The sequence below is a fragment of the Klenkia soli genome (genome assembly GCF_900103975.1).
Classification (GTDB): Bacteria; Actinomycetota; Actinomycetes; order Mycobacteriales; family Geodermatophilaceae; genus Klenkia; species Klenkia soli.
Window position 1 is genome coordinate 176,129 of sequence record NZ_FNIR01000006.1, and the last position, 17,910, is coordinate 194,038.

Here is a 17,910-nt window from a genome sequence, read left to right on the forward strand (position 1 = left end):
CCGCACCGACACCGAGGGCGACCTCGCGGTGGTGGGGCAGGCCGGGGACTGGGGGGTGACCGCCCGTGGCGTGGACGAGGTCCAGCGGGCCGTGGCGGGTCCGGCTCCGGTCCTCCCGGACGGGCCGGGAGGTCGTACCTGCGTGACACGATGGCCCGGTGCCGCCGACCGCTGCTCCACCGCCCCCGCTGTCCCGGCTGCGCCTGGTCGTGGGCGAGGAGGAGCTGCTGCGCGCCCGGGCGGTGTCGGAGGTCCGCGCCGCGGTCCGCCGGCTGGACCCCGACTCCGAGGAGCACGAGCTCGCGGCCCTCGGTCTCCCGGTCGGCCAGCTCGCCGACGTCCTGGCGCCCTCGCTGTTCGGCGGCCACCGGCTCGTCGTGGTCACCGGGGTGCACGAGGCGGCCACGGCGCTGGTCGACTCCCTGCTCAGCTACGCGAAGGACCCCGACCCCGAGCTGACGCTCGTGCTGGTGCACTCCGGCGGCAAGCGCAACGAGGCCCTGCTCAAGGCGTACCGGCAGGCCGGTGCGGCCGAGGACGAGTGCGCGAAGCTGGTCTCGGCCGGCGACCGGATGACGTTCGTGCGCAACGAGGTCCGGCGCGCCGGAGGTCGGATCACCCCCGACGCCGCCACCGCCCTGCTCGAGGCCGTCGGCAACGACCTGCGGTCGCTGTCGGCGGCGGCCAGCCAGCTCGTCTCGGACTTCGGCGGCTCCATCGACGCCGACGCGGTGGCCCGCTTCCACCGGGGGCAGGCCGAGGTCACCGGGTTCACCGTGGCCGAACGGGTGCTGGTGGGCGACCACGCCGGGTCGATCGAGATGCTGCGCTGGGCCCTGGACCGCGGGGTGCCGCACGTGCTGCTGGCCGACGCCATCGCCGACGGTGTGCGCACCGCGGCGCGGGTGGCCTCGCTGGGCACGACCAACATCGGCGACCTCGCCCGGCAGCTGAAGATGCCGCCGTGGAAGGTGAAGAAGGCGCAGGCGCAGGCCCGGGGGTGGACCATCCCGGCGCTGCAGCAGGCGATCGGGGTGGCCGCCGGGCTCAACGCCGACGTCAAGGGTGTGGCGGCCAGCGCCGACTACGCCCTGGAGCGGGCGGTGCGTCGGATCGTGGCCCTGCGGGCTGCCGCCGGCGGTGGGCGTGGAGCCCGCCCGGCGTCCCGGTACTGAGCCGCCCCCCCCGGGACGCGACGAGCCCCCGTCCCCGGTGCGGGGAGGGGGGCTCGTCGAGCGGGCGGGGTGCCTCAGAGCGAGGCGGCCTGCTTGGCCAGCGCCGACTTGCGGTTGGCGGCCTGGTTCTTGTGGATGACGCCCTTGCTGGCGGCCTTGTCCAGCAGCTTGCTGGCGGCGCGCAGCGTGGTGTCGGCGGCGTCCTTGTCCCCGGCCGCGGTGGCGGCGTGGAAGCGCCGGACCGAGGTCTTCAGGGCGGACTTGACCGCGACGTTGCGCTGACGCGCCTTCTCGTTGGTCTTGATCCGCTTGATCTGGGACTTGATGTTCGCCACGCGTGAGCCTCGGGTCTTCTCGGGGAAAGTCTGCCGTCACGTCCGCGGCGCAGGGCGCAACGCGGACCGGTTCGCCAAGATACCAGCCCGCCCGCATCCCGCACAGGTGCGGGCATGGTGCTCCCGATCGGACGGGCGCCGACGTCCTGGCGTGGACGTCCCCGTCGTCCGGGCGGTGCGCCCCGTCGTCGTCCCGGCGTGGGACGATGGGGGCACTGTGACTGCACCCGCCCGCACCGACCCGGCCCGCATCCGGAACTTCTGCATCATCGCCCACATCGACCACGGCAAGTCGACGCTGGCCGATCGGATGCTCGAGGTGACCGGCATCGTCGAGGGGCGCAACATGCGCGCCCAGTACCTCGACCGCATGGACATCGAGCGCGAGCGCGGCATCACCATCAAGAGCCAGAACGTGCGGCTGCCGTGGACCCCGCGCAGCGGTGAGCACGTCGGCACCGAGTACGTGCTGGACATGATCGACACCCCGGGCCACGTCGACTTCACCTACGAGGTGTCCCGCTCGCTGGCCGCCTGCGAGGGTGCTGTGCTGCTGGTCGACGCCGCGCAGGGCATCGAGGCGCAGACGCTGGCCAACCTGTACCTGGCGATCGAGAACGACCTGACGATCATCCCGGTGCTGAACAAGATCGACCTGCCCGCGGCGCAGCCCGAGAAGTTCGCCGCCGAGATCGCGCACATCATCGGGTGCGACCCCGACGACGTGCTGCGGGTCAGCGGCAAGACCGGCGAGGGCGTGCCCGAGCTGCTGGACATGATCGTGGAGAAGATCCCGGCCCCGACCGGTGACGCCGACGGCCCCGCCCGCGCGCTGATCTTCGACTCGGTCTACGACATCTACCGCGGGGTCATCACCTACGTCCGCGTCGTCGACGGCCGCATCTCCGGCCGTGAGCGGATCAAGATGATGAGCAACAACGTCACCCACGAGCTGCTCGAGATCGGCGTCATCAGCCCCGAGCCCAAGCCGGTCGAGAGCCTCGGAGTCGGCGAGGTGGGCTACTTCATCACCGGGGTGAAGGACGTGCGCCAGTCCCGGGTCGGCGACACCGTGACGCTGCAGCACCGGCCGGCGGCCGAGTCCCTCGGTGGCTACCGCGACCCCAACCCGATGGTCTACTCCGGGCTCTACCCGATCGACGGCAGCGAGTACCAGCTGCTGCGCGAGGCGCTGGACAAGCTGCTGCTCAACGACGCCGCGCTGGTCTACGAGCCCGAGACGTCGGCGGCGCTGGGCTTCGGCTTCCGCGTGGGCTTCCTGGGCCTGCTGCACCTGGAGATCGTCCGCGAGCGCCTCGAGCGCGAGAGCGGCCTGAGTCTGATCTCGACCGCGCCCAACGTGGTCTACCGGGTGGTCATGGAGGACGGCAGCGAGCACACCGTCACCAACCCGAGCGACTGGCCGCACGGCAAGATGACCGCGATCTTCGAGCCGATCGTCAACGCCACGGTCATCGCCCCCAGCGACTACACCGGCACGATCATGGAGCTGTGCCAGGGCCGCCGCGGCTCGCTCACCGGCATGGACTACCTGTCGGAGTCCCGGGTCGAGCTGCGCTACACGCTGCCGCTCGGCGAGATCATCTTCGACTTCTTCGACGCCCTGAAGTCCCGCACCCGCGGCTACGCGAGCCTGGACTACGCCGAGGCCGGCGAGCAGGAGGCCGACCTGGTCAAGGTCGACATCCTGCTGCAGGGCGAGGCCGTCGACGCCTTCTCCTCGATCGTGCACAAGGACAAGGCCTACGGCTACGGCGTGATGATGGCCGGCAAGCTGCGCGAGCTCATCCCGCGCCAGCAGTTCGAGGTGCCGATCCAGGCCGCCGTCGGCGCCCGGGTGATCGCCCGGGAGACCGTCCGGGCGATCCGCAAGGACGTCCTCGCCAAGTGCTACGGCGGTGACATCTCGCGCAAGCGCAAGCTGCTGGAGAAGCAGAAGGAGGGCAAGAAGCGGATGAAGATGGTCGGCCGCGTCGAGGTCCCCCAGGAGGCGTTCGTCGCCGCGCTCTCCAACGCCGAGCCCACCAAGAAGTAGCCGTGGGGCGCGTCGAGGCGGTCTGCGTCTCCGGGGACGACCTGTACCCGCTGCCGGGCAGGCGACCGAGCACGTCGGGCATCCGCAAGCGGTCGGTCACGGGGCGGGTCGCGGTGCTGCCCGAGACGCTGGACGGCGACCAGCAGGTCAACCGCAAGCACCACGGCGGCGAGGGCCAGGCCGTCTACGCCTACGCCGCCGAGGACGCCGCGTGGTGGGAGTCCGAGCTCGGCCGGGAGCTGCCGGCCGGCGCGTTCGGCGAGAACCTGCGGACGACGGGGCTCGACCTCACCGGCGCGGTGCTCGGCGAGCAGTGGGCCGTCGGCACCGCGCTGTTCGAGGTCACCGCACCCCGCATCCCCTGCGCGAACTTCGCCCGTTTCTGGGACGTCCCCGACCTGGTCAAGCGGTTCACCGCGCACGGCGCGAGCGGCGCCTACCTGCGTGTGCTGCAGACCGGCGAGATCGGTGCCGGCGACGAGGTCGAGCTCGTGCACCGGCCCGACCACGGGGTCACCGCGGGGCTGCTGTTCCGCGCGCTGACCACCCAGCGGTCCCGACTCGTCGAGGTCGCCCCCGCTCTGGACGCCGTGCCGCAGAAGGACCGCGCCAAGCTCGAGGGCCGCATCGCCGCGCTGCTGGGCTGAACCGTCGGAGCTGCGCGCTACTGTCCGCGCGGGCCTCACGGGGAGTCCTGCGAGGAGGCGGCATGCAACTGCGGACGACGGCGGCGGCGTTGGTGCTCGCCGCCCTGACCCTGGCCGGCTGCAGCGGGGGCAGCTCCGACGAGTCCGCCGGTGACCTGCTGTCCCGGGCCAGGACCACCCTCGACGACGCCAGCAGCGTCCACTTCGTGCTGACCAGCGACGGCGCGCCCGCCGGCGGCAGCGCCCTGCTCGGCGGCGAGGGCGACATCGCCCGGCCCGCCTCGTTCAGCGGCACCCTGCAGGTGCAGGCCTTCGGCAGCTCGATCGACGCGGAGGTCATCTCGGTCGACGGCACGGTCTACGCCCAGCTGCCGCTGACCAGCGGCTACAGCGTGGTCGACCCGGCCACCATCGGCGTCGGCGACCCCGGGGCGCTGATCGACCCCGACACCGGCATCAGCCAGCTGCTGACCGCCGCGCAGTCGCCCGAGCTGGGCGACGAGTCCCGGGTCGACGGCGAGGTGGTGCGCGAGGTGAGCGGCACCCTGCCCGGCGACCTGGTGGCCGACCTGCTCACCAGCCAGGACCCCGAGCAGGACGTCCAGGCGGTGTTCTCGATCGCCACCGACAGCGGTCAGCTCCGCCAGGTGCAGCTGACCGGGCCGTTCTTCACCGCCGACGACACCGGCAGCTACACGATCGTCCTGTCCGACTTCGGGGCCGATGTCCAGATCACCGCGCCGCCCACCAGCTGAGGTCGCCGCCGTCCCGGGGCGGGCCACCGTCGTCCTCGCGACGCTGGCGGTCCTGGTCTCGGCGGCCGACACCTACGTCGTCGTCCTCGCCCTGCCCGACATCCTCACCGGGGTCGGCGTCGGGCTCGACCAGCTGCAGGAGGCGACCCCGATCATCGGGGGCTTCCTGCTCGGCTACACCGCGACGTTGCCGCTGCTGGGCCGGCTGGCCGACCTCCGGGGCCGGCTCCCGGTGCTTGTCGGCTGCCTGCTGCTGTTCGCCCTCGGGTCGCTGCTGACCGCGACCGCGGTGGCGCTGGGCCCGGCGGTGCTGGGCCGCGGGCTGCAGGGCATCGGCGCCGGCGGCCTGGTGCCGGCCACGCTCGCCCTGGTCGCCGACCGTTGGCCGCCCGACCGCCGGGCCGTGCCGCTCGGTGTGGTCGGCGCGGTGCAGGAGGCCGGGGCGGTGCTCGGGCCGCTGGCCGGGGCGGCGATCCTGGCGGTGTGGGACTGGCGGGCGATCTTCTGGGTGAACCTCGCGCTGGGCGTGGGGCTGGCCGTGGCGCTGCGGGCCTCGGGTCCCCGGCGCCCGGGTCGGGACGTCGTCGGGGTGGCCTTCGCCGTCGTGGCCGCGAGCGCCCTGGCGCTGCAGCTCGCCGAACCCGAGGCGTTGGTCACCGACGTCACGCTCGGGCTGGCCTGGGTTCCGGTGGCCGGGCCCGGGTGGACGACGCCGCTGGTGCTCGTCGCGGTGCTCGGCGCCGCCGGCGTGCTGGTCCGGTCGGCCACCGCCGCGCACCCGGTGCTGCCCCTGCGCGGCCTCCCGGCGCTGGCCCGCGAGGTCGACGTCCTCGGTGCCGTGCTCGTGGTGGTCGCGCTGGGCAGCCTGGTCTGGGCCTTCGCCGCCGCCGACCCGGCCACCCAGGTCGTCGCCCACGGGCCGGTGCTGCTCCCGGTGGCGGCGGTCGCCGCGGTGGCCTTCGTGCTGCACGAGCGCCGCACGGCGGAGCCGCTGCTGCCGTTGACCGAGCTGCGGCCGGTGGGCGCGTGGGGTGCGCTGGTGGTGAACGTGCTGGTCGGGGTCGCGCTGGTGGCGGCGCTGGTCGACGTCCCGCTGTTCGCCCGTGCGACCACCGAGGCCGACCAGCTGGGTGCGGCCCTGGTGCTGGTCGAGCTGCTGGTCGCCGTGCCGATCGGCGCGGTCGCCGGGGGCTGGCTGTGCCGGCGGGTGGCCCCGCGCTGGATCGCCGGCGGCGGCATGGCCCTGGCCGCCCTGGCCTTCGTGGCGATGACCCGGTGGGACGCCACCTCGCTGGACAGCTGGACCTCCACGGTCGCCCTGGTCGCAGCCGGGCTCGGGTTCGGGCTGGCGGTGGCCCCGGTGAACACGGTGCTGCTGGTCGTCACGCCGTCCCGGGTGCACGGCAGCGCGAGCTCACTCGTGGTCGTGGCCCGCACCGTGGGCATGCTGGTCGGGCTGTCGCTGCTGACCGCGATCGCGCTGCGCCGGTTCACCGCGGTGGTCCGCGACATCCCGAGCCCGCTGGTCAGCTGCCCGACCAGCCCGGGCGACTGCGCGGTGTACGACCGTGCGGTGGACGCCGCCGTCCTCACCCAGCTGCACACCGTGTTCGCCGGCGCCGCGGTGGCCGCCACTCTGGCGGCGGTCGCGGCCGTGGTCCTGCTCCGCGGCGGTGATCAGCTGGGTTCACCCACGGCCGTCCTGGCTCACCGGCGCCCGTGAGCCAGGACGCGCGGTGCTGAACCCAGCTGATCCACGCCGGGGTGCGCGCGTCAGACGGTGAAGACGATCTTGCCGTTGGTGCGGCCCTCGTGCATGCGCTCGAAGCCCTCGCGGGCGTCGGCCAGCGGCAGCTCCACGTCGATCTGCGGGCGCAGACCGGTGGTGGCGCACAGCTGCACGAGCTGCTGCAGCTCGGTGCGGGTGCCCATCGTGGAGCCCTCGACCCGCAGCTGGGTGAAGAAGATGCGGTTCAGCTCGGCCGACGGGTCGAAGCCGGTGGTGGCGCCGGAGGTGACGATGACCCCGCCGGGCTTGAGCGACTTCACGCTGTGCGACCAGGTCGCCTTGCCGACGGTCTCCATGACGGCGTCGACCCGCTCGGGCAGCCGGGCGCCGGACTCGAAGGCCTGGTCGGCACCCAGGGCGAGGGCGGCCGCCCGCTTCTCCTCGGACCGACCGGTCACCCACATCCGGTACCCCGCGGCGCGGCCCAGGGCCACCAGCGCGGTGGCCACGCCGCCCGAGGCGCCCTGCACGAGCACGGTCTGGCCCGGCTGCAGCCCGGCCTTGGTGAACAGCATCCGGTAGGCGGTCAACCAGGCGGTGGGCAGGCAGGCGGCCTCGGCGAACGACAGCTCGGCCGGCTTGGGCAGCACGTTGCGCGCGGGCACCAGCACCTGCTCGGCCAGCGTGCCCTGGTGCAGCTCGGACAGCAGCGAGCGCTTGGGGTCCAGCGTCTCGTCGCCCGACCAGCCGGGCGTGCCGGTGATGACCGCGTGCACCAGCACCTCGTTGCCGTCGGCGTCGGTGCCCGCGGCGTCGCAGCCCAGCGTCATCGGCATGCGCTCGGCCGGGAGCCCGACCCCGCGCAGGCTGAACAGGTCGTGGTGGTTCAGCGAGGCCGCCTTCACGTCGACGACCACCCAGCCGTCGCGGGCCTCGGGGGCCGGGCGGTCCCCGACCTCCAGGACCGAGAGCGGGTCGTCGGGCGAGGGCGAGGAGACGAAGGCTGCGAGCATGCCGGCGACGTTAACGCCGGCTCACCGGGAGCACTACCGGACGACGACGGCGAACTCCCCGGCGGCCACGAACTCGCCGATCACCGGTGCACCCGGGACCTCGCCGGCCAGCAGCAGGCCGCCGGAGGTCTGGGCGTCGGCGAGCAGCAGCGCGTCGTCGTCGGTCGCCGCGGTGAGGTCGGTGTGCGGGCGCACCCAGTCCAGGTTCCGGCGGGTGCCCCCGGACACGTAGCCGTCGGCGACGGCCTGGCGGGCGCCGGCCAGGTAGGGGACGTCGGCGGCGCTGACCACCGCGGTGACCCCGCTGGCCCGGGCCATCTTGTAGAGGTGGCCGAGCAGGCCGAACCCGGTGACGTCGGTGCCGGCCCGGATGCCCGCCGCGACCGCGGCCACCGAGGCCTCGGCGTTGAGGCGGGTCATGGAGTCGACGGCCTCGGGCGAGGGCTCCCCGGTGGCCTTCATCCGGTTGTTGAGCGTGCCGACGCCCAGCGGCTTGGTCAGCGAGATGGCGTCGCCGGCGGCGGCACGGTCGTTGCGGATCAGCCGGTCGAGGTCAACCAGGCCCGTGACCGCCATGCCGTAGGTGGGCTCGGGGGAGTCGATGCTGTGCCCGCCGCCGACGTGGCAGCCGGCGGCGTGCGCGACCTCGAGCCCGCCACGCAGCACCTCCGCGGCCAGCTCGGCGGGGAGCACGTCGCGCGGCCAACCGAGCAGGTTCACCGCGACCACGGGTGTGCCGCCCATGGCGTAGACGTCGCTCAGCGCGTTGGCGGCGGCGATCCGGCCGAAGTCGTAGGCGTCGTCCACGACCGGGGTGAAGAAGTCCGTGGTGAGCACCAGGCCGCGGCCGTCGGGCAGCCGCACCACCGCGGCGTCGTCGCCGTCGTCCAGGCCGACGACCAGCTCGGTGGCGGGGTCGCGCGGGCCGGTGTGCGTCAGGCCGGCGACGACGGCCTCCAACTCGCCGGGCGGGATCTTGCAGGCGCACCCGCCGCCGTGGGCGTAGGTGGTCAGGCGGATGGCAGTCACCGCTCGACCGTACGTACCCTCGGCGGCGGAGGCGTCAGGGTGTCTGGTGACCCCCGCGGCCTCTAAAGCCGACGTGGCCCGGTATCCGGGTCAGGCGGGTTCGATTCCCGTCCGCCTCCGCCGACCACTCCCGGGAGCCATGACCACAGACCCCCGCCGGCTGGTGCCGCGCACCGACGTCCTGCTGGCCGACCCGCGGGTCGCGGCGTCCGCCGCCCGACTCGGCCGCGAGCTGGTCAAGTCGGTCGTGGTGGAGGTGCAGCAGCGGGTCCGGTCCGGCGAGGTCGGGCCGGACGCCGCCGCCGACGCCGTGGTGGCTGCGCTGCCGGTGAGCGCGTCGTCCCTGCACCGGGTGCTCAACGCGACCGGCGTGCTGGTGCACACCAACCTCGGCCGTGCGCCCTGGTCCGCCGCTGCCGTCGATGCCGTGGTCGCGGCCAGCGGCACCACCGACGTCGAGCTCGACCTGGCCACCGGCCGGCGCGGTCCCCGCGGCGAGGGCGCGATCGGTGCGCTGCTGGCCGCCGTCCCGGCCGCGCAGGCCGCGGTCGTGGTCAACAACTGCGCCGCCGCGCTCGCGCTGGTCGCCACCTGCCTCGGCGGCGAGCTGGTGGTCGCCCGCGGCGAGCTCGTCGAGATCGGCGACGGGTTCCGCATCCCGGACCTGCTCGTCTCCACCGGGGCCCGCCTGCGCGAGGTCGGGACGACGAACCGGGTCGCCCTCGCCGACTACACCGACGCCGTCGGCCCGGACACCGGCGCGGTGCTCAAGATCCACCCGTCGAACTTCGTGGTCCGCGGGTTCACCCGGTCCGTCGAGGTCGCCGAGCTGGCCGGCGCCGTCGACGTCCCGGTGGTCGCCGACGTCGGCTCCGGCCTGCTGGCCCCGCACCCCGCGCTGCCCGACGAGCCCGACCTGCAGACCACCCTGGCCGCCGGCGCCGACCTGGTGCTGTGCAGCGGGGACAAGCTGCTCGGCGGCCCGCAGGCCGGCCTCGTGCTGGGCCGCGCCGACCTGGTGCAGCGGCTGCGCCGCCACCCGCTCTACCGCGCGCTCCGGGTCGACAAGACGACGCTGGCGGCGTTGGAGGCCACGCTCCGCGGACCGCAGCCGCCGGTGCAGCGGATGCTCGCCGTCCCGGTCGAGGTGCTGCGTGCCCGGGCGGAGGCGGTCGTCGCCGCGCTGGGCGGGGATGCGCACGTCGTGGACGCCGGGGCCCGGGTCGGCGGCGGGGGAGCGCCCGAGTTCGAGCTGCCGAGCGTCGCCGTCTCGCTGCCGGCCTCCTGCGCCGAGCCGCTGCGGCTCGGCGCGCCGCCGGTCGTCGGGTACCTGGCCGACGGGCGGACGCTGCTGGACCTGCGCAGCCTGGACCCCGCCGACGACGAGACCCTGGTGCAGGCGGTCCGCGCATGCCGGTGACAGCGTGCAGGTGATCGCCACCGCGGGGCACGTCGACCACGGCAAGTCCTCGCTGGTCACGGCGCTGACCGGCATGCAGCCCGACCGGTGGGAGGAGGAGCGCCGGCGCGGCCTCACCATCGACCTCGGGTTCGCCTGGACCACCCTGCCCGGCGGTCGCACGGTCGCCGTCGTGGACGTGCCCGGCCACGAGCGCTTCGTCGGGAACATGCTCGCCGGGGTGGGCTCGGTGCCCGCCGCGCTGGTGGTGGTGGCCGCCGACGACGGGTGGTCGGCGCAGACCGCCGAGCACGTCGCGGTGCTCGACGCCCTCGGGGTGCGCGACGCGCTGCTGGTGGTCACCAAGTCCGACCTCGCCGACCCCGCGCCGGTGCTCGCCGACGTGCGGGCGCGGCTGGCCGAGACCTCGCTCGGCGACGTCCCCGGGGTCGCCGCCAGCTCGCGCACCGGTGACGGCGTGCCGGCGGTCGCCGCGGCCCTGGAGGAGCTGCTGGCCGGGCTGCCCGCCCCGGACACCACCGCGCCGGTCCGGCTGTGGGTCGACCGCACCTTCACCATCCGCGGCGCCGGCACCGTGGTCACCGGCACCCTGGCGGCGGGCACGGTGCGCACCGGGGACCGGCTGGCGCTGGCTGGTCGGGACGTCGTCGTCCGCGGGCTGCAGTCCCTCGGCCAACCGGTCGAGGCGGCCCGGGCGACCGCCCGGGTGGCGCTGAACCTGCGCGGCGTCGCGGTCGAGGACATCTCCCGCGGCGACGCGCTGCTGACCCCCGACGCCTTCCGGTCGACGGGCGAGCTGGACGTCGTCCTCGTCCACCCGGCGCAGCGGCTGCCGGCCGAGCTCGTGGTGCACGTCGGCTCGGCCACGGTCGCCGCCCGGGTGCGCCCGCTGGACGACGCCACCGTGCGGCTGCGGCTGGGTGGACCGCTGCCGCTGCGGGTGGGGGACCGGCTGCTGCTGCGCGACCCCGGCACCCGCACGGTGCACGGCGCGGACGTGGCCGACGTCGACCCGCCCGAGCTGCGCCGGCGCGGGGCGGCGCGGGTGCGGGCCGCGGACCTCACCGCCGGGTGGGACGCCGATGCCGACCTGGCCCGCCGCCAGGTGGTGCTCCGGTCGGAGTTCGTCGCGATGGGCTGGCCGGTGCCGTCCGGGGCCACCGAGGTGGGTCGCTGGTTGCTGGCGCCCGGCCTGGCCGACGAGCTGGCCGCGCGGGTGCCGGCCGTCGTCGCCCGCTACCGGCAGCTGCGGCCGTTGGAGCCGGGGCCGCCGACGGCGGTGCTGCGCAGTGCGCTTGAGCTGCCCGACGCCGAGCTGGTCGCCGGGCTGGTGCGGCCGCCCTTGGCACTGCGCGACGGCCGGGTGGTCGCCACCGACAGCGGACTGCCCGAGCCGGTGCAGCGGGCGGTGACCGGCGTCCTGGCCCGGCTCGCCGTAGAGCCGTTCGCCGCCCCGGACACCGAGGCGCTGGCCGCCGCCGGGCTGGGTCCGCGCGAGCTCGCCGCAGCGGTCCGGGACGGTCAGCTGGTCCGGATCGCCGACGGCGTGGTGCTCGCCCCCGGCGTCGAGGACCGGGCGCGGCGGGCACTGGCCGCGGTGCCCCAGCCGTTCACGCTCAGCCAGGCGCGGCAGGCCTGGGGCACCTCGCGTCGCGTCGCCGTCCCGCTGGCGGAGTGGCTGGACGCCCGCGGGGTGACAGAGCGGCTGCCCGACGCCACCCGGCGGCTCCGGTGATCGGCGTGGTGGCGCCGGCGGAACGAGACCCGTCGTTACCGTGACGAGGTGATCGACTTCTCGAACGGCTCCGTGTTCAAGCTCAACCCCGCCCGCAACGAGGACCTCGGCCCCGAGGTGGCGCCGCTGCTGATCCCCGGGGAGCGTGTCGTGTCCTGCTACAAGGCGATGCGCGACTACGTGGTCTTCACAGACAAGCGACTGATCGCGGTGAACGTCCAGGGCATGACCGGCAAGAAGAAGGACTTCACCTCGTTGCCCTACAGCAAGATCCAGGCGTTCTCGGTGGAGACGGCCGGGACGTTCGACCTGGACGCCGAGCTCGACCTGTGGTTCAGCGGTCTGGGCAAGGTCAGGCTCGAGTTCAAGGGCAACTCCGACATCCGTCAGCTCGGCCAGATGATCGCCGGCTTCGCGCTCTGATGGCTGCGGTCGTCCGGCTCGCCGTGCCCGGTGAGGCCGAGCGGCTGGACGCAGCGTTGGAGGCGCCGGACGGCGTGTACGGCCTCCTGCTGTCCAGGCAGACGTCCGGGGAGTGCGCGCTGCTGGTGGCCGAGGTGGGCGGGCGGCCGGTGGGCGCGGGGCTGCTGCGGTGGGCACCGCGGGACGCCGTCGTCCGGGAGCGCTTCGGCGATCTGCCGGAGATCAGCAACCTGCAGGTGCACCCCGACGAGCAGGGCCAGGGCCACGGGACGGCGCTGGTCCGGGCCGCCTGCGCCCGGGCCGCGGCCGGCGGTCACCGGCGGGTCGGCATCGGGGTGGGCGACGACAACCCGGACGCCGCCCGGCTCTACCTGCGGCTCGGGTTCGCCTAGACCGGGCTGGCGTACGCCGACCGCTACACCTGGACCGACCGGTACGGGGCCGACCACGACGCGGAGGACGCCGTCCGGTACCTGGTCCGCGACCTGACCTGACCTGACCTGACCCGGCCGCCGGTCAGCCGCCGGCGCCCAGCAGGGCGGACCGCCAGGCGGCGGGCACCTCCTGCTCGGGCGGGGCCACCTGGGACACGTCGGAGGTCTCGACCAGCTGCTCAGGACGGCAGGGGGCGGGCAGGTCGCGGAAGCGGGCCCGGGGGTCCTCGGTCATGCGGTGAGGGTCCCGCCGCGCCGGCGTGCGGGCAAGGGTCAGTCCTGCGGGACCCAGGACGCCGGGCGCTTCTCTCGGAACGCGGCGATGCCCTCCTGGCCCTCGGCGGAGGCGAAGAACCGGGCGGACAGCCCGAGCAGCTCGCCGAACTGGTCGGCCAGCGAGCCGGTCGGCGTCGAGCGCAGCAGCCGCTTGGTCTCGGCCAGCGCCGTAGGGGCGCCGGCGGCCAGCGCCCGCACCTGCCCGGCCACGGTGGCGTCGACCTCGTCGTCGGCGACGGCCAGGTCGACCAGCCCGGTCTGCGCGGCGGTGGCGGCGTCGAACACCTCGCCGGTGAGCATCAACCGGTGCACCGCGTGCGGCAGCATCCGGGGCCGGCAGACCGCCGAGATGATCGCCGGGACCACCCCGATCCGCACCTCCGCGAACCCGAACGTGGCCGACGCGCCGGCCACCACGACGTCGCAGGCGGCGAGCAGGCCGACCCCGCCGGCCCGGGCCGGCCCGCGGACGGCGGCCAGCACCGGCTTGGGCGAGTGCCAGATGGTCCCGAGCAGCTCGGGGAACTCGTTCACGCCCTGGTCCTCGGCCGCGCCGCCGGCTGCCTCGGAGAGGTCCATGCCCGAGCAGAACACCCGGCCGGTGTGGTCGAGCACGACCACCCGCACGGCGTCGTCGGCCAGCGCCGCAGCCAGGGCGTCGCGCAGCTGGGCGCGCATCGCGCGGGACAGCGCGTTGCGGTTGGCGGGGGAGTCGAGGGTGAGGGTGGCGACACCGCGGGACACCTCGACGTGCAGCACCGAGTCGGTCACGGGACCCATCCTGCACGGGCGGGGGACACTGGGCGCAGCGATGACCACCACCCTGCCGATCCTCGGCGACTCCCCAGCCCTGCCGGCCGACCCGTCGATGCTCGACGACGCCGCCCGCGGGGTGCTCGGCCGCACCCCGTTCGGCCTCTACGTGCACGTGCCGTTCTGCGCGACCCGCTGCGGCTACTGCGACTTCAACACCTACACCTCCGACGAGCTCGGGCCCGGTGCCAACCGCAGCGAGTACGCGGCCACCGCGATCGCCGAGCTCGAGCTCGCCGCCCGGGTGCTCGGGCCCGAACCGCCGGAGATCAGCACCGTGTTCGTCGGCGGCGGCACGCCCACGCTGCTGCCCGCCGCCGACCTGGTCGCCGTCCTCGCCCGGGCCCGCGAGCTGTTCCCGGTGGCCGCCGACGTCGAGGTCACCACCGAGGCCAACCCCGAGTCGGTGACGCCGGAGTCGCTGGCCGTGCTGCGCGCGGGCGGGTTCACCCGGATCAGCCTGGGCATGCAGTCGGCCGCCCCGCACGTGCTTGCCGTCCTCGACCGCCGGCACACCCCCGGCCGGGCCGCCGAGGCCGCCCGCGAGGCCCGCGCCGCGGGGTTCGAGCACGTCAACCTCGACCTGATCTACGGCGCACCGGGGGAATCCGACGCCGACTGGGAGCTGTCCCTGCAGGCCGTGCTGGACGCCCCGGTCGACCACGTCAGCGCCTACGCCCTCATCGTCGAGCAGGGCACCAAGCTGGCCCGTCGGGTGGCCCGCGGCGAACTGCCGATGCCCGACGACGACGTGCTCGCCGACCGGTACGAGCAGGCCGACCGGGTGCTCCGCGGGGCCGGGCTCGAGTGGTACGAGGTCTCCAACTGGGCCACCGACCGGGCCGCACGCTGCCGGCACAACGAGCTGTACTGGGCCAACGCGCACTGGTGGGGCATCGGACCGGGTGCGCACAGCCACGTCGGCGGCCTGCGCTGGTGGAACGTCAAGCACCCCGCCGCCCACGCCGGCCGGCTCGCCGCGGGCGAGCACCCGGCCGCCGGCGCGGAGCGGCTGACCCCCGAGGACGTCGCGCTGGAGACAGTGATGCTCGGCCTGCGGCTGCGCGACGGGCTGCCGCTCACCGCGCTCTCGGACGTCGGCCGCGCCCGCGCCGCCGACGCCGTCGCGCGGGGGCTGCTGGAGGTCGGTCCGCACGAGGCGGGCCGCGCCGTCCTGACCGACCGCGGCCGACTGCTCGCCGACGCCCTGGTGCGCGACCTGACCGACTGAGGAGGGGCTGGTGCGACCGGGGTCACCTCTGGCACAGTCAGGGCTGACTGCTCGACGAGGAGGCCCCAGTGCGGAAGCGGTACGACGTCCTGCAGCGCATCGAGTCGCTCGACCCGGTGGCCGACCACCTGGAGATCTACCGGCTCACGGCGACCGTCGAGTTCCCCTGGGACATGAACCAGGCGCTCAGCTTCGCGCTGTTCCGCACCTACGCCGTCCCGACCATCGGCGAGCTGCTCGGCCGCACCGGTGAGTTCACCGAGCGGGTGCAGAAGCGCTACGACGACACCGGGCTGATCCTCGACGCCGTCCTGGAGCACGGGCCGGACTCCGGCACCGGCAAGGCCGCGATCCGGCGGATGAACCAGATGCACCGCTCCTACGACATCAGCAACGACGACATGCGCTACGTGCTGTGCACCTTCGTCGTCACCCCGATCCGCTGGATGGACACCTACGCCTGGCGGCCGATGAGCGGGGTCGAGAAGATCGCCAGCGCCGAGTACTACCAGGCGCTGGGGGCGCGCATGGGCATCAAGGACGTCCCCGGCACCTGGCAGGAGTTCGCCCGGGTGCACGACGCCTACGAGGCCGAGCACTTCGCGTTCAGCGAGGGTGGCCGGGCCGTCGCCGACTCCACCCTCGCGCTGCTGGGCACCTTCCCGCCGCACGACAAGCTGCCGGCCTCGGTGGTCCGGCAGACCTCGTTCGCGCTCATGGACGACGCCCTGCTCGCCGCCTTCCGCTACCCGAAGCCCAACCCGGTGCTGGCCGCCGCCACCCGGGCCGGGCTGCGGGCGCGCGGGAGGGCGCTGCGGTTCGCGGCACCCCGCACGGAGCCCTTCTACGCCCGGCAGCTGCCCACCATCCGCAGCTACCCCGACGGCTACGACGTCAGCGCGCTGGGCACCTTCCCGGGCGGCTGCCCGGTGCCGCACGCGGCCGGCGCTCAGCCGGCGAGCGCCGCCAGCACGCCCTCGCCGTAGCGCTCCAGCTTGGCTGCGCCCACCCCGTTGATCGTGCCCAGGGCGGCGACGTCGGCCGGCTCCTCGGTGGCGATCTGGCGCAGCGTGGCGTCGTGGAAGACCACGTAGGCCGGCACGCCCTGCTCCTTCGCCGTCGCGGCCCGCCAGGCCCGCAGCCGCTCGAACGCCGGTGCCGCCGCCGGTGCCAGGTCGACCGCGGCCTTGGCGGCCCGCTGCGTGCGACCCCGGGCGACCCGCTCGGGTTCCCGCCGCATCGGCACGTCGCGCTCGCGCCGCAGCACCGGCCCGCTGGCCTCGTTCAGCGCCAGCGTGCCGTACTCGCCCTGCACGGCCAGCAGGCCCTGGGCCAGCAGCTGCCGGACGACGCCCCGCCACTGCTGCTCGGTGAGGTCGGACCCGATGCCGAAGGTGCTCAGCTGGTCGTGCCCGTGCTGGGTGACCTTCTCGGTGCGCTTGCCGAGCAGGATGTCGATCGACTGGCCGGCGCCGAAGGACTGCCCGCGTTCGCGCTGCAGCCGCAGCACCGTCGAGAGCAGCTTCTGCGCGGGGATGGTGCCGTCCCAGGTCTCGGGCGGGACCAGGCAGGTGTCGCAGTTGCCGCAGGGTGTGCTCTCCTGCCCGAAGTGGGCCAGCAGCCGCACCCGTCGGCAGTCGACCGTCTCGCAGAGGGCGAGCATCGCGTCGAGCTGGCCGGTGAGCACCCGGCGGTGCGCGGCGTCGCCGTCCGAGCCGTCGATCATCTTGCGCTGCTGGACGACGTCGGCCAGCCCGTAGGCCAGCCATGCCGTGGAGGGGAGCCCGTCGCGCCCGGCGCGGCCGGTCTCCTGGTAGTAGCCCTCGACCGACTTGGGCAGGTCGAGGTGGGCGACGAACCGGACGTCGGGCTTGTCGATGCCCATGCCGAACGCGATGGTCGCCACCATCACCAGGCCGTCCTCGCGCAGGAACCGCGACTGGTTGGCCGCGCGGGTCCGCTGGTCCATGCCGGCGTGGTAGGCCAGAGCCGGGATGCCGTTCTTCACCAGGAAGTCGGCGGTGGTCTCGACCGAGGCGCGCGACAGGCAGTAGACGACGCCGGCGTCGCCGGGGTGCTCGGTGCGCAGCAGGTCGAGCAGCTGCTTGCGCGGCTCGTTCTTCGGCGCGATGCGGTACTGGATGTTCGGGCGGTCGAAGCCGGCCACGACGTGCAGGGCGTCGTCGAGCTGCAGCCGGGTGCTGATCTCGGCGTGGGTGCGCGGGGTGGCGGTCGCGGTGAGCGCGATCCGCGGGACGTCGGGCCACTTCTCGTGCAGCATCGACAGCGCGAGGTAGTCGGGCCGGAAGTCGTGCCCCCACTGGGCCACGCAGTGCGCCTCGTCGATGGCGAACAGCGCGATGCGCCCGCGCTCGAGCAGCCGGGCGGTGCGGGACTCGCCGCCGCCCAACGACTCGGGGGCCACGTAGATCAGGTCCAGCTCCTCGGCGAGGAACGCCTGCTCGACCGCCCGGCGCTCGTCGGGGTCCTGGCTGGAGTTGAGGAACCCGGCCCGGACGCCGAGCGCGGTCAGCGCGTCGACCTGGTCCTGCATGAGCGCGATCAGCGGCGAGACCACCACGCCCACGCCCTCGCGCAGCAGCGCCGGCACCTGGTAGCACAGCGACTTGCCGCCGCCGGTGGGCATGAGCACCAGGGCGTCGCCGCCGGCGACGACGTGGTCGACCACCCGCTGCTGCGGCCCCCGGAACGCGTCGTAGCCGAAGACCCTGCTCAGCACCTCCAGGCTCTGCTCGCTCACGACAGCGAGGGTAGGGCGGTCCGGTCTGACATCCGTCAGGTGCTGTGGACGACGTCCGGCACTACAGCTGCGACGGCG

At 74.5% G+C, this 17,910-nt stretch carries 17 protein-coding genes and 1 tRNA gene; 12 read left to right on the forward strand and 6 right to left on the reverse strand.

Features of this window, described 5'->3' with window-relative positions:
- The first annotated feature begins 158 nt into the window (after positions 1 to 158).
- A complete protein-coding gene (gene holA / locus BLS67_RS11085; protein ID WP_242653994.1) occupies positions 159 to 1,175 on the forward strand; it encodes a DNA polymerase III subunit delta in 1,017 nt (338 codons plus the stop codon).
- Between the two features lie 74 nt (positions 1,176 to 1,249).
- On the opposite strand, the gene rpsT is transcribed toward holA, so the two are convergent.
- Entirely contained in the window at positions 1,250 to 1,510 is a 261-nt protein-coding gene (gene rpsT / locus BLS67_RS11090; protein ID WP_091244677.1) for a 30S ribosomal protein S20, read from the reverse strand.
- A 217-nt stretch (positions 1,511 to 1,727) separates the two neighbouring features.
- Between rpsT and lepA the strand changes: the two genes are divergently transcribed.
- From lepA to BLS67_RS11110, 4 genes are all read left to right on the forward strand, one after another.
- The gene (gene lepA, locus BLS67_RS11095) at positions 1,728 to 3,566 is read left to right on the forward strand and encodes a translation elongation factor 4 (RefSeq protein ID WP_091245047.1); all 1,839 of its coding nucleotides are present in this window, start codon (positions 1,728 to 1,730) and stop codon (positions 3,564 to 3,566) included.
- Positions 3,567 to 3,568: 2 nt separating this feature from the next.
- Complete coding sequence (locus BLS67_RS11100) at positions 3,569 to 4,213, forward strand: MOSC domain-containing protein (RefSeq protein WP_091244680.1); 645 nt, start codon at positions 3,569 to 3,571, stop codon at positions 4,211 to 4,213.
- Positions 4,214 to 4,275: 62 nt separating this feature from the next.
- Positions 4,276 to 4,968 (forward strand): LppX_LprAFG lipoprotein, encoded by a 693-nt coding sequence (locus BLS67_RS11105; RefSeq protein ID WP_091244683.1) that lies wholly within the window; start codon positions 4,276 to 4,278, stop codon positions 4,966 to 4,968.
- Positions 4,937 to 6,691, forward strand: coding sequence for an MFS transporter (locus tag BLS67_RS11110; protein ID WP_091244686.1), 1,755 nt, complete (start codon positions 4,937 to 4,939; stop codon positions 6,689 to 6,691). The genes BLS67_RS11105 and BLS67_RS11110 overlap by 32 nt, the downstream gene beginning before the upstream one ends.
- A gap of 50 nt (positions 6,692 to 6,741) precedes the next feature.
- Here the strand turns inward: BLS67_RS11110 and BLS67_RS11115 are convergent, their stop codons facing one another.
- Positions 6,742 to 7,710: a zinc-binding dehydrogenase gene (locus BLS67_RS11115; RefSeq protein WP_091244689.1), complete on the reverse strand. Its 969-nt coding sequence runs from the start codon at positions 7,708 to 7,710 to the stop codon at positions 6,742 to 6,744.
- 33 nt (positions 7,711 to 7,743) lie between these two features.
- Entirely contained in the window at positions 7,744 to 8,739 is a 996-nt protein-coding gene (gene selD, locus BLS67_RS11120; protein ID WP_091244692.1) for a selenide, water dikinase SelD, read from the reverse strand.
- A 27-nt stretch (positions 8,740 to 8,766) separates the two neighbouring features.
- Between selD and BLS67_RS23785 the strand changes: the two genes are divergently transcribed.
- From BLS67_RS23785 to BLS67_RS11140, 5 genes are all read left to right on the forward strand, one after another.
- Positions 8,767 to 8,859 (forward strand) — tRNA-OTHER (locus BLS67_RS23785).
- A 19-nt stretch (positions 8,860 to 8,878) separates the two neighbouring features.
- A complete protein-coding gene (gene selA, locus BLS67_RS11125; protein WP_091244695.1) occupies positions 8,879 to 10,159 on the forward strand; it encodes an L-seryl-tRNA(Sec) selenium transferase in 1,281 nt (426 codons plus the stop codon).
- Positions 10,160 to 10,163: 4 nt separating this feature from the next.
- Positions 10,164 to 11,894, forward strand: a complete 1,731-nt coding sequence (gene selB, locus BLS67_RS11130) for a selenocysteine-specific translation elongation factor (protein ID WP_091244698.1) — start codon at positions 10,164 to 10,166, stop codon at positions 11,892 to 11,894.
- Between the two features lie 48 nt (positions 11,895 to 11,942).
- Positions 11,943 to 12,317 carry a PH domain-containing protein gene (locus BLS67_RS11135; RefSeq protein WP_091244701.1) on the forward strand — a complete coding sequence of 125 codons (375 nt, stop codon included), beginning with the start codon at positions 11,943 to 11,945 and terminating at the stop codon, positions 12,315 to 12,317.
- Positions 12,317 to 12,709 carry a GNAT family N-acetyltransferase gene (locus BLS67_RS11140; protein WP_091244702.1) on the forward strand — a complete coding sequence of 131 codons (393 nt, stop codon included), beginning with the start codon at positions 12,317 to 12,319 and terminating at the stop codon, positions 12,707 to 12,709. Before BLS67_RS11135 ends, BLS67_RS11140 begins: the two co-directional genes overlap by 1 nt.
- Before the next feature lie 124 nt (positions 12,710 to 12,833).
- Here the strand turns inward: BLS67_RS11140 and BLS67_RS23790 are convergent, their stop codons facing one another.
- A complete protein-coding gene (locus BLS67_RS23790; RefSeq protein ID WP_165617544.1) occupies positions 12,834 to 12,986 on the reverse strand; it encodes a hypothetical protein in 153 nt (50 codons plus the stop codon).
- Between the two features lie 38 nt (positions 12,987 to 13,024).
- The gene (locus BLS67_RS11145) at positions 13,025 to 13,798 is read right to left on the reverse strand and encodes an enoyl-CoA hydratase-related protein (protein ID WP_165617545.1); all 774 of its coding nucleotides are present in this window, start codon (positions 13,796 to 13,798) and stop codon (positions 13,025 to 13,027) included.
- A 40-nt stretch (positions 13,799 to 13,838) separates the two neighbouring features.
- Between BLS67_RS11145 and hemW the strand changes: the two genes are divergently transcribed.
- Both hemW and BLS67_RS11155 read left to right on the forward strand, forming a co-directional pair.
- Positions 13,839 to 15,071: a radical SAM family heme chaperone HemW gene (gene hemW / locus BLS67_RS11150; RefSeq protein WP_091244706.1), complete on the forward strand. Its 1,233-nt coding sequence runs from the start codon at positions 13,839 to 13,841 to the stop codon at positions 15,069 to 15,071.
- Positions 15,072 to 15,139: 68 nt separating this feature from the next.
- Positions 15,140 to 16,057 carry an oxygenase MpaB family protein gene (locus tag BLS67_RS11155; RefSeq protein WP_091244712.1) on the forward strand — a complete coding sequence of 306 codons (918 nt, stop codon included), beginning with the start codon at positions 15,140 to 15,142 and terminating at the stop codon, positions 16,055 to 16,057.
- Here BLS67_RS11155 and recQ read toward each other — a convergent pair.
- Positions 16,021 to 17,832, reverse strand: coding sequence for a DNA helicase RecQ (recQ, locus tag BLS67_RS11160; protein WP_278247127.1), 1,812 nt, complete (start codon positions 17,830 to 17,832; stop codon positions 16,021 to 16,023). The genes BLS67_RS11155 and recQ overlap by 37 nt on opposite strands.
- Between the last annotated feature and the right edge of the window lie 78 nt (positions 17,833 to 17,910).